Source organism: Jeotgalibacillus sp. JSM ZJ347, assembly GCF_044383825.1.
Taxonomy (GTDB): Bacteria; Bacillota; Bacilli; order Bacillales; family Jeotgalibacillaceae; genus Jeotgalibacillus.
The window spans coordinates 11,742-31,044 of sequence record NZ_JBISEN010000010.1 but is presented as its reverse complement, the minus strand read 5'-3'; the positions used below and the strand labels follow the sequence as shown (position 1 = coordinate 31,044).

The 19,303-nt window shown below is 45.5% G+C and carries 17 protein-coding genes and 2 tRNA genes; 17 read left to right on the top strand and 2 right to left on the bottom strand.

Annotated elements, in window-relative coordinates:
- The first annotated feature begins 190 nt into the window (after positions 1–190).
- The 13 genes from pth to ACH6CZ_RS15895 all read left to right on the top strand — a co-directional run bounded on the left by pth (position 191) and on the right by ACH6CZ_RS15895 (position 11,524).
- The gene (gene pth, locus ACH6CZ_RS15955; RefSeq protein ID WP_374098433.1) at positions 191–754 is read left to right on the top strand and encodes an aminoacyl-tRNA hydrolase; all 564 of its coding nucleotides are present in this window, start codon (positions 191–193) and stop codon (positions 752–754) included.
- A 67-nt stretch (positions 755–821) separates the two neighbouring features.
- Positions 822–1,049: an anti-sigma-F factor Fin gene (gene fin, locus ACH6CZ_RS15950; RefSeq protein WP_041120779.1), complete on the top strand. Its 228-nt coding sequence runs from the start codon at positions 822–824 to the stop codon at positions 1,047–1,049.
- 56 nt (positions 1,050–1,105) lie between these two features.
- Complete coding sequence (mfd, locus tag ACH6CZ_RS15945) at positions 1,106–4,651, top strand: transcription-repair coupling factor (protein ID WP_374098432.1); 3,546 nt, start codon at positions 1,106–1,108, stop codon at positions 4,649–4,651.
- Positions 4,652–4,751: 100 nt separating this feature from the next.
- Positions 4,752–5,288 (top strand): stage V sporulation protein T, encoded by a 537-nt coding sequence (spoVT, locus tag ACH6CZ_RS15940; RefSeq protein ID WP_374098431.1) that lies wholly within the window; start codon positions 4,752–4,754, stop codon positions 5,286–5,288.
- Between the two features lie 142 nt (positions 5,289–5,430).
- Complete coding sequence (locus ACH6CZ_RS15935; protein WP_374098430.1) at positions 5,431–7,008, top strand: putative polysaccharide biosynthesis protein; 1,578 nt, start codon at positions 5,431–5,433, stop codon at positions 7,006–7,008.
- A complete protein-coding gene (yabN, locus tag ACH6CZ_RS15930; protein ID WP_374098429.1) occupies positions 7,005–8,462 on the top strand; it encodes a bifunctional methyltransferase/pyrophosphohydrolase YabN in 1,458 nt (485 codons plus the stop codon). Before ACH6CZ_RS15935 ends, yabN begins: the two co-directional genes overlap by 4 nt.
- A gap of 14 nt (positions 8,463–8,476) precedes the next feature.
- Positions 8,477–8,737: an RNA-binding S4 domain-containing protein gene (locus ACH6CZ_RS15925; RefSeq protein ID WP_041120784.1), complete on the top strand. Its 261-nt coding sequence runs from the start codon at positions 8,477–8,479 to the stop codon at positions 8,735–8,737.
- A 58-nt stretch (positions 8,738–8,795) separates the two neighbouring features.
- Complete coding sequence (yabP, locus tag ACH6CZ_RS15920; RefSeq protein WP_374098428.1) at positions 8,796–9,077, top strand: sporulation protein YabP; 282 nt, start codon at positions 8,796–8,798, stop codon at positions 9,075–9,077.
- Positions 9,074–9,574, top strand: a complete 501-nt coding sequence (gene yabQ / locus ACH6CZ_RS15915; protein ID WP_374098427.1) for a spore cortex biosynthesis protein YabQ — start codon at positions 9,074–9,076, stop codon at positions 9,572–9,574. The genes yabP and yabQ overlap by 4 nt, the downstream gene beginning before the upstream one ends.
- Before the next feature lie 52 nt (positions 9,575–9,626).
- The gene (locus ACH6CZ_RS15910) at positions 9,627–10,028 is read left to right on the top strand and encodes an FtsB family cell division protein (RefSeq protein ID WP_374098426.1); all 402 of its coding nucleotides are present in this window, start codon (positions 9,627–9,629) and stop codon (positions 10,026–10,028) included.
- Positions 10,029–10,149: 121 nt separating this feature from the next.
- Entirely contained in the window at positions 10,150–10,599 is a 450-nt protein-coding gene (locus ACH6CZ_RS15905) for a S1 domain-containing RNA-binding protein (protein ID WP_322422728.1), read from the top strand.
- Positions 10,600–10,820: 221 nt separating this feature from the next.
- Positions 10,821–11,270: a DinB family protein gene (locus ACH6CZ_RS15900; protein WP_374098425.1), complete on the top strand. Its 450-nt coding sequence runs from the start codon at positions 10,821–10,823 to the stop codon at positions 11,268–11,270.
- Positions 11,271–11,296: 26 nt separating this feature from the next.
- On the top strand, positions 11,297–11,524 hold the full coding sequence (locus ACH6CZ_RS15895) for a hypothetical protein (RefSeq protein WP_374098461.1): 228 nt from the start codon (positions 11,297–11,299) through the stop codon (positions 11,522–11,524).
- A 633-nt stretch (positions 11,525–12,157) separates the two neighbouring features.
- On the opposite strand, the gene ACH6CZ_RS15890 is transcribed toward ACH6CZ_RS15895, so the two are convergent.
- Positions 12,158–12,229 (bottom strand) — tRNA-Glu (locus ACH6CZ_RS15890).
- Between the two features lie 5 nt (positions 12,230–12,234).
- Positions 12,235–12,311, bottom strand: a tRNA-Met gene (locus ACH6CZ_RS15885).
- 193 nt (positions 12,312–12,504) lie between these two features.
- Here ACH6CZ_RS15885 and spoIIE point away from each other — a divergent pair.
- The 4 genes from spoIIE (at position 12,505) to ftsH (ending at position 19,053) form a co-directional block, all read left to right on the top strand.
- Complete coding sequence (spoIIE, locus tag ACH6CZ_RS15880) at positions 12,505–14,913, top strand: stage II sporulation protein E (protein WP_374098424.1); 2,409 nt, start codon at positions 12,505–12,507, stop codon at positions 14,911–14,913.
- A 69-nt stretch (positions 14,914–14,982) separates the two neighbouring features.
- Entirely contained in the window at positions 14,983–16,347 is a 1,365-nt protein-coding gene (gene tilS / locus ACH6CZ_RS15875) for a tRNA lysidine(34) synthetase TilS (RefSeq protein WP_374098423.1), read from the top strand.
- A gap of 23 nt (positions 16,348–16,370) precedes the next feature.
- Positions 16,371–16,919 (top strand): hypoxanthine phosphoribosyltransferase, encoded by a 549-nt coding sequence (gene hpt, locus ACH6CZ_RS15870; RefSeq protein WP_374098422.1) that lies wholly within the window; start codon positions 16,371–16,373, stop codon positions 16,917–16,919.
- Between the two features lie 109 nt (positions 16,920–17,028).
- Entirely contained in the window at positions 17,029–19,053 is a 2,025-nt protein-coding gene (ftsH, locus tag ACH6CZ_RS15865) for an ATP-dependent zinc metalloprotease FtsH (protein WP_374098421.1), read from the top strand.
- Positions 19,054–19,303: the final 250 nt, after the last annotated feature.

Genomic DNA, 19,303 nt, shown 5'->3' with positions numbered 1-19,303 from the left:
AAATCAGCGCAACCTTTCTTGTGGAGGTTGCGCTTCTTATCGTTTAAAATAAGTAAGGGAACGAATGATAATTTTATTTATGATAGACTGATGATATTTCTGCACAACTGGTGAGTGAAGCGGAAGTCACCAGCCAGTTTTTACAGAGCTTAATTAAAAAGATGTTTGAATGTATACAGAGGTGTAAATAATGAAACTAATGATCGGTCTCGGAAATCCCGGGAAACCTTATGAAAAAACAAAGCATAATATCGGTTTTGAAGTCATAGATGAACTCGCTGAACGCTGGGATGCGCCGCTCATGCAAAGTAAATTCAACGGCGTATTCAGCAAGACAATTGTAAACGGAGAAAAAGTCATTTTGCTAAAGCCGCTTACGTATATGAATTTGTCTGGAGAAAGCATCAGGCCGCTAATGGACTATTTCCAAATTGAGCCTGAAGATATTGTGGTCATTTATGATGACCTTGATCTTCCGATGGGAAAAATGCGCCTGCGTCAAAAAGGAAGTGCCGGCGGTCATAATGGGATTAAAAGCGCCATTGCCCACCTTGGCACACAGGAGTTCAACAGAATCCGTATTGGGATCGACCGTCCACCACGCGGTATGAAGGTACCTGACTACGTCCTTAGCCGTTTTTCTAAAGAGGAGTGGGCTGACATGGAGCCGGTCATCACAAAAAGTGCAGATGCCTGTGAACGGTTTTTAAAAAAGCCATTTTTAGAGGTCATGAACGAATTTAACGGTGGCTAAATGAATATCTTTTCGCGTTTCTGCTTATACTAGACTATCAGCAAAGACGTGAGGGGAGATGACAGGATTGGCTGTTCATTATCATTGCCGCCACTGCAGAAGTGAGATCGGCACAATCGATTCGCCGCTGATGGATGCAGAACGACTCGGGTTGCATACTCTTTCAGCAGAGGAGCGTCGAAACATGATATCTTATACAGAAGGACATGTTCACATCCAGACGATCTGTGAGGATTGCCAGGAGTCCCTAGAACGGAATCCGGATTTTCATGAACTGGATCAATTTATACAGTAAAAGCTTTGGATGCTGATCCAAGGCATTTTTCTGTTGATATCCGGGAGGAGAACAACTTGAAAACGTTAGTAGACGGTTTATTACAGGACCAGCAAATCAGGTCCGTTATAGAAGATTTAGACCAGGAGCGTGGGGAGCAGCTGCTTTCAGGGCTTTCTGGATCTGCAAGAAGTACATTTATGGCAGCGGTATATGAGAAATACAAGCGTCCGATGATGATCGTGACGCCTAATTTGCTGAGCGCTCAGAAATTATACGATGACCTCGCACAGTCCATTGATGAAGAAGCATTATATATGTATCCGGCCAATGAACTGATCGCAGCTGAAATGAGTATTGCAAGCCCTGAGCTTTTAGCGCAGCGCCTTGATGCGATGAATCATCTGGCTGTAAATGGCCAGGGGGTTTATATCGTTCCGATGGCTGGACTCAGAAAAATCGTTCCACCGAAAGATCAGTGGGTCGACCATCAGTTTACGCTCACGATTGGAAAAGATATTGAAGTGGATCAGACACTTTCCGCTTTGATAAAAATGGGGTATCAGCGCACGGATATGGTGAGCAGTCCGGGCGAATTCAGTATGCGCGGAGGCATTCTGGATATTTATCCGCTGACGTCAGATCCTGTCAGAATTGAATTGTTCGACACGGAAGTAGATTCCATCCGCACATTTTCAGCAGAAGATCAGCGTTCGATTGAAACCCTTCAGGAAGTTGCAATCGGACCCGCTAGCGAACTGATTATGGAAGGACCGACGCTCGGGAAAATTGCAGACGAGCTGAAGGAACGGCTGAAGGCAAGTCTTAAAAGAGTAAAACGTAAAGCGGTTAAAGAAACCATGGCAGAGGAGACGGAATATGATATTGACCTGCTTGAAAATGGCCGTAAGCCGGATCAGCTATTTAAATATCAGTCTCTCGCCTACTCAAAGCCTGCAAGTCTGATTGATTACCTGCCTGAAGACGGGCTCGTGATGTTTGATGAGATCAGCCGTATTTTTGAAATGGATGAAACACTTGAAAATGAAGAGGGAGACTGGCTCGTCTCGCTGCTTGAAGAAGGGAAAATGCTGCACGATATTCAGGTTTCACACAATCTGTCTGCGCTGATGGCTGAAAAGCGTCAGAAGGTATATTTCTCTCTTTTTACAAGAAAAATTGCCCATATGAATCCAAAAAAGGTTCATTCATTCTCCTGTAAGCCGATGCAAAGCTTCCACGGCCAGATGCATCTGTTAAAAGCAGAGGTTGATAGATGGAAGAAAGGTAAATTTACAGTCGTAATGCTTGCGCCGGATGGACAGCGTCTTGATAAATTTGAAAGAGTGCTGGCTGATTACGAAATTGACGCGGTCATCGTAAAAGATGGAGAGCCGCTTATTCCAAATACCGTTCAGATCGTCAGCGGCTCACTTCAGTCCGGCTTTGAGCTGCCAATGAACAAGCTGGCTGTTATGACGGAAGAAGAATTATTCCGTCATAAAACAAGAAAGAAAAAGCGCCGTCAGAAGCTTTCAAACGCAGAGCGGATCAAAAGTTATTCTGAACTGAAAGTCGGGGACTTTGTTGTTCACGTCAATCACGGGATTGGTAAATACCTTGGGATTGAAACGCTTGAAATTAACGGGCTTCATAAGGATTACTTAAACATTCACTATAAAGGGAATGACCAGCTATATGTACCGGTTGATCAGATTGACCTTGTACAGAAATATGTTGGTTCTGAAGGTAAGGAGCCGAAGCTGTACAAGCTTGGCGGATCTGAATGGAAGCGCGTGAAGTCTAAGGTCCAGTCGACTGTTGCTGATATTGCAGATGACTTAATCAAGCTGTATTCAGAGCGCGAGACGTCAAAAGGCTATGCTTTCAGTGATGATACTGCTGAACAGAGAGATTTTGAAGCAGCCTTTCCTTATTCTGAAACAGAGGACCAGCTGCGCTCCATTGAAGAAATCAAAAAAGATATGCAGCGTGACCGCCCGATGGACCGCCTGCTGTGCGGTGATGTTGGTTACGGGAAAACAGAAGTTGCAATCCGTGCTGCATTTAAAGCGGTGATGGACGGGAAGCAGGTCGCAATTTTAGTACCGACAACGATTCTTGCCCAGCAGCACTATGAAACTATGATTGAACGGATGCAGGAGTTTCCTGTTAATGTCGGGCTCCTTAGCCGCTTCAGAACAAAGAAGCAGCAGGAAGAAACGATGAAGGGACTTGCCTCAGGGTCTGTTGATATTGTGGTCGGTACACACCGTCTGCTGTCAAAGCAGATCAAATACCGTGATATCGGTCTGTTGATTATTGATGAAGAGCAGCGGTTTGGGGTAACGCACAAAGAAAAGATCAAGCAGCTGAAGACCAATATTGATGTGCTGACACTGACAGCAACGCCGATTCCGCGTACGCTGCATATGTCGATGCTTGGCGTGCGTGACCTTTCAGTGATCGAGACGCCTCCTGAGAACCGTTTCCCTGTTCAGACCTACGTAATGGAATACAATGGCGCGCTGATCAGAGAAGCGATTGAACGTGAAATGGCACGAAGCGGACAGGTCTATTTCTTATATAACCGTGTCGAGGATATTACCAAAAAGGCAGATGAAATTGCATCGCTCGTACCAGATGCGCGCGTAGCAGTTGCGCACGGGCAGATGACGGAAACCGAGCTTGAATCAGTCATTTTTCAGTTCCTTGAAGGTGAATATGATGTGCTTGTGACAACAACAATCATTGAAACAGGTGTGGATATTCCGAATGTGAATACGCTGATTGTCTTTGATGCTGACCGGATGGGCTTATCACAGCTCTATCAGCTGAGAGGACGTGTCGGACGTTCGAACCGTGTCGCATATGCCTACTTCACTTACCGGAAAGATAAAGTGCTTACAGAGGTAGCCGAGCAGCGCCTGCAGTCTATTAAAGAATTCACGGAGCTAGGATCTGGCTTTAAAATTGCGATGCGTGATTTAAGTATCCGCGGTGCCGGGAACCTGTTAGGTGCTCAGCAGCACGGCTTTATTGACTCTGTCGGATTTGATCTGTACTCACAAATGCTGAAAGATGCGATTGAAGAACGCAAAGATCTGCTGCCGGGTGTACAATCAGAAGACAGCCGTGAAAAACAGCAGGCAGTTGAAATTGATCTGGATATCAAGCAGGACGCCTACATTCCTGAAAGCTATATTCCGGATGGCCACCAGAAAATTGAGATGTATAAAAAATTCCGCGGTCTGAAAACAATTGACGAGGTCATCGAATTAAAGGATGAAATGATCGACCGCTTCGGGGATTATCCGGATGAAGTGCATAACCTGTTCCAGGTCGCTGAAATTAAAGCGTACGGATATGAAGTGGGACTTGAAACGATCAATCAGACAAAAGATGAAGTGAAAATTGAGCTTAGTGAAGACGGTACCCAGAAAGTAGACGGCGCCAAAGCATTTGATATTACAAATGAATATAAGCGGAATGTCGGTCTGGGCTTTGAAAATAACAGACTGAAAATCACATTCAAAATTAAGGGGCAGAAACCCGAATCATGGTTTTCAATGATTCACCACGTACTGTCCCGTCTGCCGGAAACATTGAAAGAATCTGCTTAATGTGACTTTCTTTTACAAAAAACTTTTAATACATCGTATAAATCTGCGGATTTGCCCGATACTATCGTTAAAAGCAGCTGTAAAAGAAGGAGAGAGTCCGATGAAAGCAACTGGGATAGTCAGACGGATTGATGATTTGGGACGCGTTGTAATCCCAAAGGAAATCAGACGTACATTAAGGATCCGTGAAGGAGATCCGCTTGAGATCTTTGTAGACCGTGACGGTGAGATCATTTTGAAAAAATATTCACCGATCCACGAGCTTGGAAATTTTGCGAAAGAATATGCAGAATCCTTATATGATAGTCTGCATCACCCTGTATTAATCTGCGACCGGGATCACTTTATTGCCGTAGCCGGTGCGTCGAAAAAAGAGTTTTTAAACCGCAGAATCAGCTCTCATACTGAAGAGATGATGGATGCGAGAAAGACAATGATGAAGGAAGAAGCGTTTTCGATGGAACTTGTCGAGCACAATGAAGAAGATCTTGCTGCTCTGGCTGCCTCTCCGATTATTGCTTCCGGTGATCCGATCGGCGCTGTGCTAGTATTCTCAAAAGATCACGCGTTGACTGAGGTTGACTTAAAGGTTTGCGAGACAGCTGCCCGGTTTTTAGGGCGTCAGATGGAAACTTAACCATATCCGGTTCGCCGGATATGGTTTTTTAAATGCATTTAGCGCAGACTTCTTATGATTCTTACACGAAAAGACATTCCCGCTCCCCTTTGATATAATAAATAATCAGTGAAAGTGACGAAGTGAAAGAGAGGACAGCCGAATGTCGCAGGCGTCTCAGACAATGATGAAAGGCGCAGCCATTTTGACATTTGCTGCGCTGTTTTCGAAAATACTCAGTGCACTCTACAGGGTGCCGTTTCAAAACCTGACAGGGGACACAGGGTTTTATATTTATCAGCAGGTTTATCCGTTTTATGGGCTGTTTATTGCCCTGTGTACATATGCTTTTCCTGTTATGGTTTCAAGTATATTAATTGAGCGGCAGGAAGAACGTGAAAGGGTACTGAAGCTCCTCACGTTATTTTTAGGAGGCGTAGGGGTTGCGTGGTTTACCGCTTTATATATGGGTGCAGGGCTGATTGCTGACTTCATGGGGGATCCGCAGCTAAAGCCTTTGATTGAGCTATCAGCATGGCCGTTTCTACTGCTGCCGGTGTTATCAGCCGGTAAGGGGTGGTTTCAGTCGGAAGGAAATATGGTTCCCTCAGCCGTCACGCAGGTAGTGGAGCAGACGATCAGAGTAATTGCCATTATTGGAGCTGCATTTATCTTAACCACTCAAGGTGCATCGCTTTACACCGTTGGAGAAGGCGCGGTGGCCGGATCAATCGCCGGGGTAGTTGCAGGCGCTTTGATCCTGATTTTCTTTATCAGGAAGCAACTTTTTAAAAAGAAGGAACGGCTGTCATTTAAAAAAGGAGATGCTACGTTGTTAAGGGCACTTCTTGTCAGGGGAACTGCTATTGCAATGGTTAGTATGCTGCTTGTGCTTTATCAGCTGGTGGATGCATTAAATGTTTACTCGCTGCTAACCGGCTATACCGGTGACGCTGATCAGGCTAAAGTGTTAAAAGGGATTTATGACAGGGGGCAGCCGATTGTCCAGATGGGCGTTGTCGCTGCGACTTCACTATCTCTTGCGATCGTGCCGGTCATTGCGTCAGATTATGAGCGCAAAAGATTCTCTGATGTAAAGCAAAAAGCAGCACTCGCAGTAAAAACCGGACTGGTCTTTGGTGCAGCAGCAACGGTTGGGCTCATTAGTATCATGAAACCGCTCAACCAGTTTTTATTTCAAAATGAAGATGGCTCAGCTGTGTTGTCTATCTTTGCAGCAGCGGTTTTTCTGACGTCAGTGATTGTCACAATCAATGCTGTGCTGCAGGGAACCGGAAGTTATCATACTGCAGCCTGGACTGCAGCAGCGAGTCTGGTGTTAAAATACGTATGTAATGTTCTGCTCGTACCGGTTTACGGTACCGGGGGAGCAGCAATCGCAACTGTTCTCTCACTTGCGGCAGTCGCGGTTGTGCTGACATTGAAAGTATATAAAAAAATCGGTTTACGGCTGTACAAGCCGTTTTATCTCCGTCTATCAGCCGGTCTTATCGTCATGGGGGCAGGCGTTACGCTGTTACTCATGATATGGACACCTGAAACCAGGTTTTCTTCAGGCGCTGCCTCAATCATTGCAGCAATCACAGGCGCGTATTTGTTCTTTATGATCAGCTGGTCAGGAAGCCTTTTTACAAAAGAAGAGCTCAGAGAAATTCCGCTTGGCCGGAAAATTGACCGGTTATTTGGCAGAAGAATAGAAAAAGGGGGCAGATCATCTTGAATCACATTACAGTTATTGGTCTTGGTGCAGGAGATCTCAATCAGCTGCCGCTTGGCGTTTATAAAAAACTGACAGCAGCAAAGAAGCTGTATGTCCGTACTGCAGCGCACCCTGTGCTGGAAGAACTTTCAGCAGAAGGTGTAACGTATGAATCATTTGATCATATCTATGAAGCGCACGACCGCTTTGAAGATGTATACACTGACATTACAGAAAAGCTTGTTCAGCTGGCTGAATCAGAGCCGGTACTCTATGCAGTGCCCGGTCATCCGCTTGTTGCAGAGCAGACTGTTCAAAACCTTCTCTCGATTGAGAAAGAGGGGAAGATCAGGTTAAAGGTCGAAGGCGGACAAAGCTTTCTGGATCCGTTATTCACTGCAGCGGGATTTGACCCTGTTGACGGATTCCAGCTGCTTGATGGGACTGCGCTTGAAAGTGAATCAATCAAGCCGGGTCAGCACGTGATTATTGGGCAGGTATATGACAGTATGATTGCCTCTGATGTGAAGCTTGAGCTGATGAATAAGTACCCTGATGAACACATTGTAAAAGTCATTACAGCAGCGGGTTCATCCGCTGAGGAAATCCGTGAAGTACAGCTTTATGAGCTTGATCACGGCATGGCACTTTCCAACCTGACAAGTGTCTACGTACCACCGCTTGCTAAAGAAGAGGATTTCTATGGCGAGTTTTCAAAGCTTAGAGAAATCATTTCAATCTTAAGAAGCCCGGTCGGCTGCCCCTGGGATCGTGAGCAGACGCATGAATCACTGAAGCGTTATCTGATTGAGGAAACGTATGAGTTCCTTGAAGCCGTTGATCGCGGTGACATTGACGAGATGATTGATGAACTGGGTGATGTTCTGCTTCAAGTGATGCTGCACGCACAGATTGGAGAAGACGACGGCTATTTCAATATTAGCGATGTCATTCAAGGCGTTTCATCTAAAATGGTGCGCCGTCACCCGCACGTATTTGCAGATGCGCACGCAGAAACAGCTGAGGATGTAAATGATACGTGGCAGCAGATTAAACATGAAGAAAAAGGCGGCGCTCCTTCAAGGCTGCTTGCAGATGCAGGGAGCGGTCTTCCAGCACTGATCCAGGCGTATGAAATTCAAAAGAAAGCTGCTAAGGCAGGGTTTGACTGGGACGACCATTCTGACGCATGGGATAAGTTTGAGGAAGAATGGCAGGAGTTTCAGGAAGAGGTTGCAAATGGTGATAAGCAGGCGAGCCTTCAGGAATTTGGCGACGTCCTGTTCGCGCTGGTGAATGTATCAAGATTTCACGGGATCTTCCCGGAAGAAGCCTTAACAATGGCGAATCAGAAGTTTATCAGCCGTTTTCAATTTGTCGAAGACAGGGTAAATGAATCAGGAAAACCATTTAAAGCATTCAGCCTGGGCGAGCTTGATGAATTTTGGAAACAGGCGAAAAAACACGGACTGTAAAGGGAGTCGATCATATGCGTTTAGATAAATTTTTAAAGGTGTCCCGCTTGATTAAACGGAGAACACTTGCAAAAGAAGTAGCTGATCAGGGCCGTATTCAGATTAACGGCAACACAGCTAAAGCAAGTGCAACAGTAAAAGAAGGAGATGAGCTTGTAATCCGCTTTGGCCAGCGTATTGTGACGCTGTCCGTTGACCGGCTGATGGAAACGACTAAAAAAGAAGAAGCCGGCACGATGTATACAATTAAAAAAGAAGAGCGTGTGAACGAATAATCAATCTTCACCCGGCATAAAATGAGCTAAGGTTTCAATTCTGATGTGGGGTGAAGACATGCCAATCGAACAAAAACGCCAGGAGCACGAGGTACGTATGATTGGACGGCTCGAGCTGTCTGTAACTGGCGTCAAACAGCTTGAAAGTTTTGATCAGGATGAGTTTTTGATAGAAACAGTGGAAGGTATGCTTTCAATTAAAGGAGGCGGCCTGAAACTTGTGAACCTGGACCTGGAGAGAGGTGTCGTTTCCCTGAAAGGTAAGGTCGATGATATTCTCTACCTGGACAGTACAGCCAAGGAATCCTCAAAAGGGCTGCTCGGAAAACTGTTTAAATGATTGTCGAAGAGCAGCTCCGGATTTTTCTCAGCATGATGGCTGCAGGGGTATTGATTGGATTTAATCTCACGTTTTACGAACGTTTTATCACCAGGGGAAAGAATGGGCTCTGGCGCTTTTTCCCCGATTTGCTTTTCTGGCTTGGACAGGCACTGCTTGTCTTTTTACTGTTATTTCAGTTAAATGGAGCCGAGCTGCGGTTTTATATGTTCGTTGCTCTTTTAACGGGATTTATGCTGTACTGGAAACTTGCAAGGCGTTTTACCCTCCGCGTATGTAACTGGCTTTCCTGGCTGATGATCACATTCCTCACGATTCTTTTTCTGCCTATTAAGTGGATACTGACTGCTGTTATGCTGCTGTTGACTGCAATGTGGCGAATTTTAGCATTCATCTTTAGGCCTTTTTACCCTATTTCACAGTTTCTTCAAAAAAAATCGTCTATTGTTGCGAAAAAGATAAAAATATGGCTTAAACTGTTATATAATAGGGGATAATCAAAGGGATCTTGCAATCACTACTTGAACAGAAGGAGGTAGGCAGCTGTTTATGGGAAAGCCACGCGTGACATCACTTGAAAACCAATACACAGCAGCACATGAAAAAAAGGAACATCATCGTCAGTCACACAGAAAAAGACTCGCCAGGCGTCTGACTGCTTTTTTTGTCATGGCAGCCGTAGTCAGCGGCGTGCTCATTTCCTCAATGGTGACGCAGGCCAGCGTATTGGAAGACAAACAAACTGAAAAAGCACAGCTTGAGCAGAAAATTGTCGATTTAGAAAAGCAGGAAGACAATCTGCGCAATGAAATTGTCAAGCTCAATGACGATGAGTACATAGCCAAGCTTGCACGAAGAGATTATTTCCTCTCAGAGAGCGGAGAAATCATTTTCACCATTCCGGAGGATCAGCCGGCTGCTAAAAAAGAGCAGAACGATCCTGCAGAGTAATGAATATGATAAAATAAAAACAGCAGATTGAGTGTCACGATGTTGACACTCTTTTTTCTGTTTGGCTATAATGGGAAGTAAGGTCTATTTTTTATTTATTCTAAGGAGGATCATTTTTTTTATGTCAATCGAAGTAGGCAGCAAAGTAAAGGGTAAAGTGACTGGGATCACTAATTTCGGGGCGTTCGTTGAATTGCCGGGCGGTTCAACAGGGCTAGTACACATCAGTGAAGTTGCGGATAATTATGTCAAGGACATCAATGACCATCTGACAGTTGGGGACGAAGTTGAAGTGAAAGTCCTGAACGTAGAAAGCGATGGCAAGATTGGCTTATCAATCCGTAAAGCGAAGGATCAGCCTCAGCAGAGTCAAAGTCAAAGTCGCCCTCGACCAAATCGTGGAAACGATCAGCGCGGTGGAGGCCGTGGAGGAAATGCTGGCGGACCGCCACGCGGAGAATCTTTTGAACAAAAGATGGCTCGTTTCCTTAAGGATAGTGAAGACCGTCTGACTTCTCTTAAGCGTCACACAGAATCAAAACGCGGTGGACGCGGAGCGAAAAAAGGTTAATAGCTGCCGAAAGTATTTTTTATAGAAGGCATCAATTACAGTGATCATACGATAGATAACCGGCGTGCACGCACGCCGTTTTTTTGTGTTTCAATTGAGGAGTGAAAAGATGAGGGCGCTTGGCGAAGCACTCTCATCTTTTTGATTTTCTGGTGTAAAAAAGAGGAATCCTTCATCATGTGTCGAAATGTCTTCAATAAGATCATTTAGGAGGATTAAACATGACAATTGATGAATGGCTGAATGAACATAATCAAGAGTACTTTTCATGGCTTGAAGATCTGAGAAGGGTGGACAGCAAGGCTTTTTTTCAACCCATTTCAGAAGGAAAGTGGTCTCCGGCAGCAATCGTTATGCATATGGCAGCATGGGATCACTACACACTTGATGACCGGATTCCGCAGATCAAAGAAGGAATTAGCCTTGAAAGGTTTCCTGACTTTCAAAAGTTTAATGAAGAGGCGTGGAAAAAAGCGGATAGTGGACTCAGCCAAAACGACATTATTGATGAAGCGAGAAATGAACGGGAACTATTAATGGAGACGGTTCGTACAATGGATAAGGACAAGTTGCATGCGTCATTTTCAATCGGTGAACATGCAATGACAATAGTGGGATATATTACAGGATTTTCAGGACATGACCGTCATCATATGGAACAGATCAATTAAATAAAGGAGTGATATAGCTGATGGATATTACAGGACTGGTTGCTGTTGTCATGGTGTTTTCGATTCCACTGACAGCGATTTTAACGACTCACTTTCGCAAGCAGACGCGCTCAAAGCATGAGATTATCGATAAGCAGTTGGAGCTAGAGAAGCTAAAGCACGAGAATTATATGCTTGAGACGGAAAAATTGCGGCTCGAGCTGGATTTGCGTCAGGGGATAAAGATGGAAGATGATTATAAGCGGTTGAGTTAAAGTGTGTAGACAGTACGGGGGATGGCTCCGTGCTGTTTTTTTGTTTTGGGGAGGGGGGTGTGTATGGAAATGGCAGGTAGAATTTAGCTGGATGGCTGAGTATGAGACTAGAGGGTTATTAGTGTCACCTTTCAGGTTAATTCGATGATCTTTTGAAATGATTGCATCAGCTTTAGTGTTTATTCCCTCACCTACTATGAAAATTCGCTGTGCTATGATTAATTCGATGATCTTAAGGATTATTTCGATCACCAATTTTATTATTCAATCATGTCGATTGTTTATTCCAACACTTTTTTATGTGGTCGCTGCATACTAAAAAACGCCCGTCCAGCTCCCAGACCTGAGTCTGTCGGAGCTAACCGCCTGCTTCCGCCTTTCTTTGTCCAGTTCCAGGCGCTAGCTCCTCGGGTCATAAGCCGCGCAGTGAAAACGGGAAAAGGCGCCCGTTTCTCACTCCGCGGCTTATGCCTTTCGGAGCTGAACGAGCGCCTTCCACTTTTCTATATTGTCTAGCTTCAGCAGGCAGCTCCTCGAGTCATAAGCCACAATGAGAAAATGGGGAAGTGCGCCCATTTCTCTCATTGCGTCTTATGCTTGTCGGAGCTAACCGCTTGCTTCCGCCTTTCGGTATGACCCGTACGGGATTCGAACCCGTGTTACCGCCGTGAAAGGGCGGTGTCTTAACCACTTGACCAACGGGCCTCGTATGGTGGCGGCAGAGGGGATCGAACCCCCGACCTCACGGGTATGAACCGTACGCTCTAGCCAGCTGAGCTACGCCGCCATTAATGAAGCACAAGTTATATAATACATAGCGCGTCAATAAGTGTCAATATCTTTTTAAAAATTTCTAACAGTCCATTCAAGCAGGAATCCGTCGAACGTTTTTTGCCGGACAAAACGTTTTTTGACAAACTCCTCTGTTCTGTTCTTTTTATAATAGGCGCAATAAGAAAATGAAGGAGTGGACCTGCAGGATGGCAAATGTGCATGAAGCAAACTTCGAACTAACAAACGCTCTATCACTGAAGAGAACACGTAAAAAGGAAGCCAGGAAAATTAATGTGATGAAATGGCTCTATGAAAAAGGTGCCTTTCATCTGTTAGCAGGGGTCATGCTCGGTCGTGCAGTTGTCATGCTGCAGTTTACGCCTTTTGCGCTGCCATTCTTTGCTGCGGTGATGATCATGCAGCGTCAGAAAGCGCCACAGACATTTGCCGGATTAACTGCAGGGGCAGCTGCGCTTGGGTTGATACCGGCTTTGTATACGGCAACGATTTTGCTTATGTACTATATCGGTTTCGGTCTATTAAGAAAGTATAGCGGTAACCAGTTTGTTGCAGCTGGGCTTGCAACTGTTACAACGATGGTAGTGAAGACCGGCTATGTCTGGGCCAGTCAGCCGCTTGACTGGATGAGTGGTTTCTATATTTTTGCGGAAGCGGCGATGACGGGCGTGTTGCTCCTGATCTTTCTGCAGAGCTTTCTCGTTCTGACAAAGGGAAGGAGAAGTGCTTATTCACACGAAGAGCTCGTGGCGCTTTCTGTACTGGCCGCTTCTATTGCGCTTGGTCTGACCGGTCTCGTAGCAGGGGACCTTGTTGTCAGCCATATTGCAGCGCGCTACGTTGTGCTTGCAGCTGCATTGTCTGCAGGGGCGCTCGTCGGATCTACAGCCGGAGTTGTCATCGGATTATTATTCTGTCTGGCTTCTTTTGCATTTATTCCGGAAGTAGCGCTGCTTGCGGTTGCCGGTCTTTTGGGCGGCTTATTAAAGTCTGGCGGTCGTGTTGGGGTTGTGATTGGCTTAATGCTTGCAACGATGCTGACCGGCTTAATGATGGAAAATACTTTGCGCCTTGAATTTTCATTATATGAGTCAGGCGTTGCTGCGCTGTTTCTTTTTATTACACCTCAACGCTGGATCCGCGGGCTTGCACGTCATATCCCGGGTTCAGAGGAATATGCAGAAGAGCAGCAGCTTTATGCAAAAAGCGTACGGGATGTGACGGCTGAAAAAGTCGAGCACTTTTCAGCGATGTTTAAAAAGCTGTCTGACAGTTTTTCAGATATAGAGCCTGTTGCAGAAAACCCCGGTGCTGCTGATGAAATGATTGGAAGTGTTGCACAATATACGTGTGATCAGTGCTTTAGGAAAGATAACTGCTGGTCTGAGCATTTTGAACGTACATACGAGTGGATGAGTGTGCTTGCTGAGCGCGGGGAGCCTGAGCCCGGGTGGAAATCGTACTGTGTGAAGTCTGCGCTGATGGAAAAAGAGTTCGACCGTTATCATCAGGAGAAAGCAGTGAATCAGCTGATGCAGCAGCATATGAAAGAAGGGAACCGATTTGTAGCAAGGCAGCTTTCTGGCCTTGCTGATGTGATGAGTGAATTTGCCAGTGAGCTGCAGCGGGAGACACGGGAAAATGGTGAGCAGGAAGAAAGGATTTTGCAGGAACTGGAGGCGTATGGTGTGCGTGCAGATCAGATTGATATTCACTGTCTGGAGTCAGGCAGGGTGGATTTGGATGTACTGCTCCCGTTTCAGGAAAAGCATGGTGAGTGCGACAAGCTGATTGCGCCGATGCTGTCTTCTATCTTGCAGGAAACCGTCATTGTGCACCAAAAAGGGGATCTGCCGCCACCGTATTATGGTACAGCGGCTACTTTCAGATCAGCTAAAGCTTTTCAGATTACATCCGGCATTGCGCACGCTGCCTATGCAGGCGGACTTGTCTCAGGGGATAGCTGTGCTGCCATTCCCATTCATGAAGGAAAGTTTGCAGCTGCCATTTGTGACGGGATGGGCAATGGTGAAAAAGCGCGTGAAGAAAGCGAAGAAACGATCGGGCTTTTAGAGGAAATGCTAAAGGCTGGCATAGAAGAAGAGCTTGCAATTAAGTCGGTTAATTCGATTTTAACCGCAAAGAGAACGAGTGATATGTATTCAACAGTGGACCTGGCGATGATTGATCTGCAGCATGCCAGGGCGAGGTTCTTGAAGGTGGGGGCAGTACCGAGCTATGTGAAGCGGGGAAAACAGATACAGATGATTGAAGCTGCGAACCTGCCGCTCGGATTTTTTCATGAAATGGAGATGGATGTATTAGAGCATCAATTAAAATCAGGAGACATGCTGTTTATGCTGAGTGACGGACTGATCGACGGCCTGCGTTCGATTGAAAATCCTGAGCGATGGATGAGGCGCCAGATCTCAGAACTTGTGACAACCGATCCCCAGGAGGCAGCAGATCTGCTTGTAGAAGCGGCAGTTCGCGCGGCAGGAGGGTCTATCAATGATGATATGACAGTGATCGCTGTGAAAATTGATCATCAGGTGCCTAAGTGGGCAGCCATTCCTTTAAGGAGAAATGCAGGTTAAGTATTTGCATGACCCTTTCCATCTTCCTGTATACTATTAGAAAAGAATGGATCAGGAAAGGGTATGAGCATGAGTGACTTTCGTTTAAAGGTGAGGGCGTATTGCGAAAAACACGATATGGTTTCTAAAGGAGATAAAGTGCTGATTGGGGTTTCGGGGGGGCCTGATTCACTGGCGCTGCTTCATTTTTTCAATGAGAGGATGCATGGCTTAAAGGTGGAGGCTGTGCATATGGATCACGGGCTGAGAGAGAGTTCGGCTGAAGATGCGGCGTATGTAAAAGCGTATTGTCAACTTCACCAGATCCCTTTTCACTTTCTGCAGGCTGACGTAAAAGGTCGGATGGAGCAGACTGGAGAAGGGGTTCAGGAAGCGGCGAGAAAAGTCCGCTATGCATATTTTGAAAAGCTGATGACAGAAACGGGTGCTGCAGTCATCATGATCGGTCAGCACGCAGATGATCAGGTGGAGACCATTTTATTCAGGCTGATGCGCGGTACTTCTATACGAGGCGCAGCAGGCATTCAGCCGGTGCGGTCATTTGGAGAGGGGAAGATGGTCCGCCCGTTTTTATCAGTAACGAAAAGTGAAATCGAACAATATTGTGAACGAGAGGGTCTTGAGCCAAGAAGAGATCCGACGAATGAAAGCGACGCATATACAAGAAACAGACTGAGAAGACACGTGATTCCTTTGTTAAAAAAAGAAAACCCGCTTCTTCATGAAGCCTTCGAACGCTTTTCTGAGGAGCTTGGTGAGGATAATGCGTGGCTTGAACAGGAAGCAGAGAAAGCGCTCAGGGATGTCTGTATCACAAAAACAAGTGATCGGTTTCATTTGTCGATAGGAAAATTACGGACTTATGGTCTTCCTTTACAAAGAAGAGTGATTCATCTAATATTAAATTATCTGTATGCAAAAGTACCCACATCATTATCTTCTGCGCATACGCGTGCGATACTGGACCTGCTGAAACAAGCACATCCGTCCGGGGATCTTCACCTGCCTGAATCATTGACTGTAACCCGCTCTTATGAAGACGGTTATTTTCATTTTCAGCGTGAAACCCATTCTTCCGGCTATACTTATTCAATAGATAAGGAGCAGCTGGTTAAACTTCCCGATGGACACCTGCTTGATGTGCGGGCTGGTAAAGTCGTGCCGGATAAGCCGTACCTGGACCTTTATTATGTATCTGAGTCATTCATGCCGCTGACGGTGAGAAACCGCAGGGAAGGTGATAAGATACGGCTGCCTGATGGCAAAGGGTCAAAGAAGATAAAAGATGTCTTTATAGAAAAGAAAGTACCTCTTAAGCAGCGGGACGATCATCCGATTGTGACGGCTGCTGATGGAAAGGTACTTTGGATTCCGGGGCTGCGTAAAGCGCCGTCTGATGGAAAGTCTGCTGCATATACGTTAATTTACTATTAGGATCTTCTAGGAGGACATTGTTCGTGCTAAATAAAGACATCGAGAAAGTATTGTATACCGAGGAACAGCTTCAGGAAAAAATTAAAGAGCTTGGTGCTGACTTAACAGCGGAGTATCAGGATAAATTTCCGCTTGCAATCGGCGTATTAAAAGGCGCAATGCCATTTATGGCTGACTTGCTGAAACGCATGGACGTTCATCTTGAGATGGATTTCATGGATGTGTCAAGCTATGGTAATTCAACTGTTTCTTCAGGTGAAGTAAAGATTGTTAAGGACCTGAACACAAAGGTTGAGGGTCGTGACATTCTGATTCTTGAAGATATTATCGACAGCGGACTGACGCTGAGCTATCTAGTGGATCTCTTCAAGTACCGTAAAGCAAAGTCAATTAAGATCGTCACACTGCTTGATAAGCCAACAGGCCGTAAAGCAGACATTAAAGCAGATTATGTTGGATTCATTGTACCGGATGAGTTTGTTGTAGGATATGGACTTGACTATGCGGAACGTTATCGAAACCTCCCATACATCGGTGTACTGAAGCCTGAAATTTATACAGATTCTGAGTAAAATAGAGTGTAAGCGAGCGCATACACTGAGCAGGCTTATTGGTTGTCACGCTTTATTTTACTATGATAGTATTGATATTAGTTTTCTTGACCGTGGGAGGAGGTAAGGGATGAACCGTATATTTCGAAATACGATATTTTATTTGATTATTTTCCTCGTCATCATTGGTATTATTGGCCTATTTAACAATGGGAACCAGCCAAATGAGGAACTCACATATGGTGAATTTTTAAATGCGCTTGATAGTGGTGAAGTAACGGAGATTGAGATTCAGCCTGACAGAAGCGTCTATAACGTACGAGGACAGCTTGAAGGCTATGAAGAAGCCGAGTACTTCCTTACTAACATTCCTTTTGAAAGTTCAGCACTTGAAACAATAGATGAGGTAGCACAAGCGAATAATACAGAAGTGAATGTCCTGAAAGCCCCTGAAACAAGCGGCTGGGTTACATTCCTGACAACGATTATTCCTTTTGTGATCATCTTCATTCTATTCTTCTTCTTACTTAATCAGGCTCAGGGCGGCGGCGGAGGCCGTGTCATGAACTTCGGTAAGAGTAAGGCGAAGCTTTATACGGAAGAAAAGAAGAAAGTCCGCTTTAAGGACGTTGCAGGGGCAGACGAAGAGAAGCAGGAACTTGTTGAAGTTGTTGACTTCCTGAAGGATCCCCGTAAATTTACAGACGTTGGTGCACGTATTCCAAAAGGGATTCTCCTTGTTGGACCTCCGGGTACCGGTAAGACATTGCTTGCACGTGCGGCAGCAGGTGAAGCAGGCGTGCCGTTCTTCTCGATTTCCGGTTCAGACTTCGTAGAGATGTTTGTTGGTGTCGGGGCATCCCGTGTACGTGACTTGTTCGAAAATGCAAAGAAAAACGCACCATGTATCATCTTCATTGATGAGATTGATGCGGTTGGACGTCAGCGTGGCGCCGGTCTTGGCGGTGGACACGATGAGCGTGAACAGACATTGAACCAGCTGCTTGTTGAAATGGATGGTTTCGCAGGAAACGAAGGAATCATCATGATTGCTGCAACAAACAGACCTGACATTCTGGATCCGGCATTACTGCGTCCAGGACGTTTTGACCGTCAGATTACAGTAGACCGTCCTGATGTAACAGGCCGTGAAGCTGTACTGAAGGTTCATGCAAGAAACAAACCACTTGCTGAGAATATCGATCTTAAAGCGATCGCACAACGTACACCTGGTTTCTCAGGGGCAGACCTTGAAAACCTGCTGAATGAAGCTGCACTTGTCGCTGCGCGTCGTGATAAGAAGAAAATTGATATGGGCGATATCGATGAAGCAACAGACCGCGTGATTGCGGGTCCTGCGAAGAAGAGCCGCGTGATCTCTCAAAAAGAGAGAAAAATCGTTGCTTTCCACGAAGCAGGTCACACAATTATCGGTGTTGTACTCGATGAAGCTGATATGGTTCATAAAGTAACCATTGTTCCACGGGGTCAGGCTGGCGGTTATGCTGTCATGCTGCCAAAAGAGGATCGTTACTTTATGACGAAGCCTGAATTACTCGATAAAATTACAGGTCTCCTTGGCGGTCGTGTGGCAGAGGATATTATCTTCGGAGAAGTATCAACTGGTGCCCACAATGACTTCCAGCGTGCGACAGGCATTGCCCGCCGTATGGTAACTGAATTTGGTATGAGTGATAAACTTGGACCGCTTCAGTTCGGCCAGGCACAGGGTCAGGTATTCCTTGGTCGTGACTTTAACAGTGAGCAGAACTACTCTGATCAGATCGCATATGATATTGATACAGAGATTCAGCGCATTATTAAAGAATGTTATGAGCGTGCGAAAACGATTCTTACTGAGAACCGTGAAAAGCTTGAGCTTGTAGCTGAAACACTTCTTGATATTGAAACACTTGATGCTGAGCAGATCAGACACCTTGTGGATCACGGTAAATTGCCAGAGCGTGACTACGGTCATGACGATGACAATAACCGCAAAGATATCACAGAAGAGTCAAAAGAAATTGATTCAGATGAAACGACTGTAACGACGGATAAAGAGATCAATGCTGAAGAAGAAAAATCTTCAGAGGATCTTCTGAAAGAATCTAAGGAAGAATCATCTTCTGAAGAGGATCGTCGTAATAAAGAATAATCATTTGCGCTAGCAGATGCTTAAATCCGCGGTTCCGCGTAAACGGGGCCGCGGATTTTTTGACGGATTGAGCAGGTAAGCTGAGTTGGTTTGGAGGGCTTTGCGCATTTAGGTGCAGGGGCGGATGGATTTGAGGTCACATTCATTGAATTTCGGGTCATTTCCCGGGAAATTAAGGTCACATCCGGAAAAATTCAGATCAGATTTGACTCTGGAGGAAGATTTTTCGGATCACATACGCGGATTTTAG

Coding starts and splice junctions, on each gene's coding strand:
- pth (WP_374098433.1), top strand. CDS start 191: ATGAAACTAATGATCGGTCTCGGAAATCCCGGGAAACCTTATGAAAAA.
- spoVT (WP_374098431.1), top strand. CDS start 4,752: ATGAAAGCAACTGGGATAGTCAGACGGATTGATGATTTGGGACGCGTT.
- ACH6CZ_RS15935 (WP_374098430.1), top strand. CDS start 5,431: ATGTCGCAGGCGTCTCAGACAATGATGAAAGGCGCAGCCATTTTGACA.
- ACH6CZ_RS15925 (WP_041120784.1), top strand. CDS start 8,477: ATGCGTTTAGATAAATTTTTAAAGGTGTCCCGCTTGATTAAACGGAGA.
- yabP (WP_374098428.1), top strand. CDS start 8,796: ATGCCAATCGAACAAAAACGCCAGGAGCACGAGGTACGTATGATTGGA.
- yabQ (WP_374098427.1), top strand. CDS start 9,074: ATGATTGTCGAAGAGCAGCTCCGGATTTTTCTCAGCATGATGGCTGCA.
- ACH6CZ_RS15910 (WP_374098426.1), top strand. CDS start 9,627: ATGGGAAAGCCACGCGTGACATCACTTGAAAACCAATACACAGCAGCA.
- ACH6CZ_RS15905 (WP_322422728.1), top strand. CDS start 10,150: ATGTCAATCGAAGTAGGCAGCAAAGTAAAGGGTAAAGTGACTGGGATC.
- ACH6CZ_RS15900 (WP_374098425.1), top strand. CDS start 10,821: ATGACAATTGATGAATGGCTGAATGAACATAATCAAGAGTACTTTTCA.
- spoIIE (WP_374098424.1), top strand. CDS start 12,505: ATGGCAAATGTGCATGAAGCAAACTTCGAACTAACAAACGCTCTATCA.
- tilS (WP_374098423.1), top strand. CDS start 14,983: ATGAGTGACTTTCGTTTAAAGGTGAGGGCGTATTGCGAAAAACACGAT.
- ftsH (WP_374098421.1), top strand. CDS start 17,029: ATGAACCGTATATTTCGAAATACGATATTTTATTTGATTATTTTCCTC.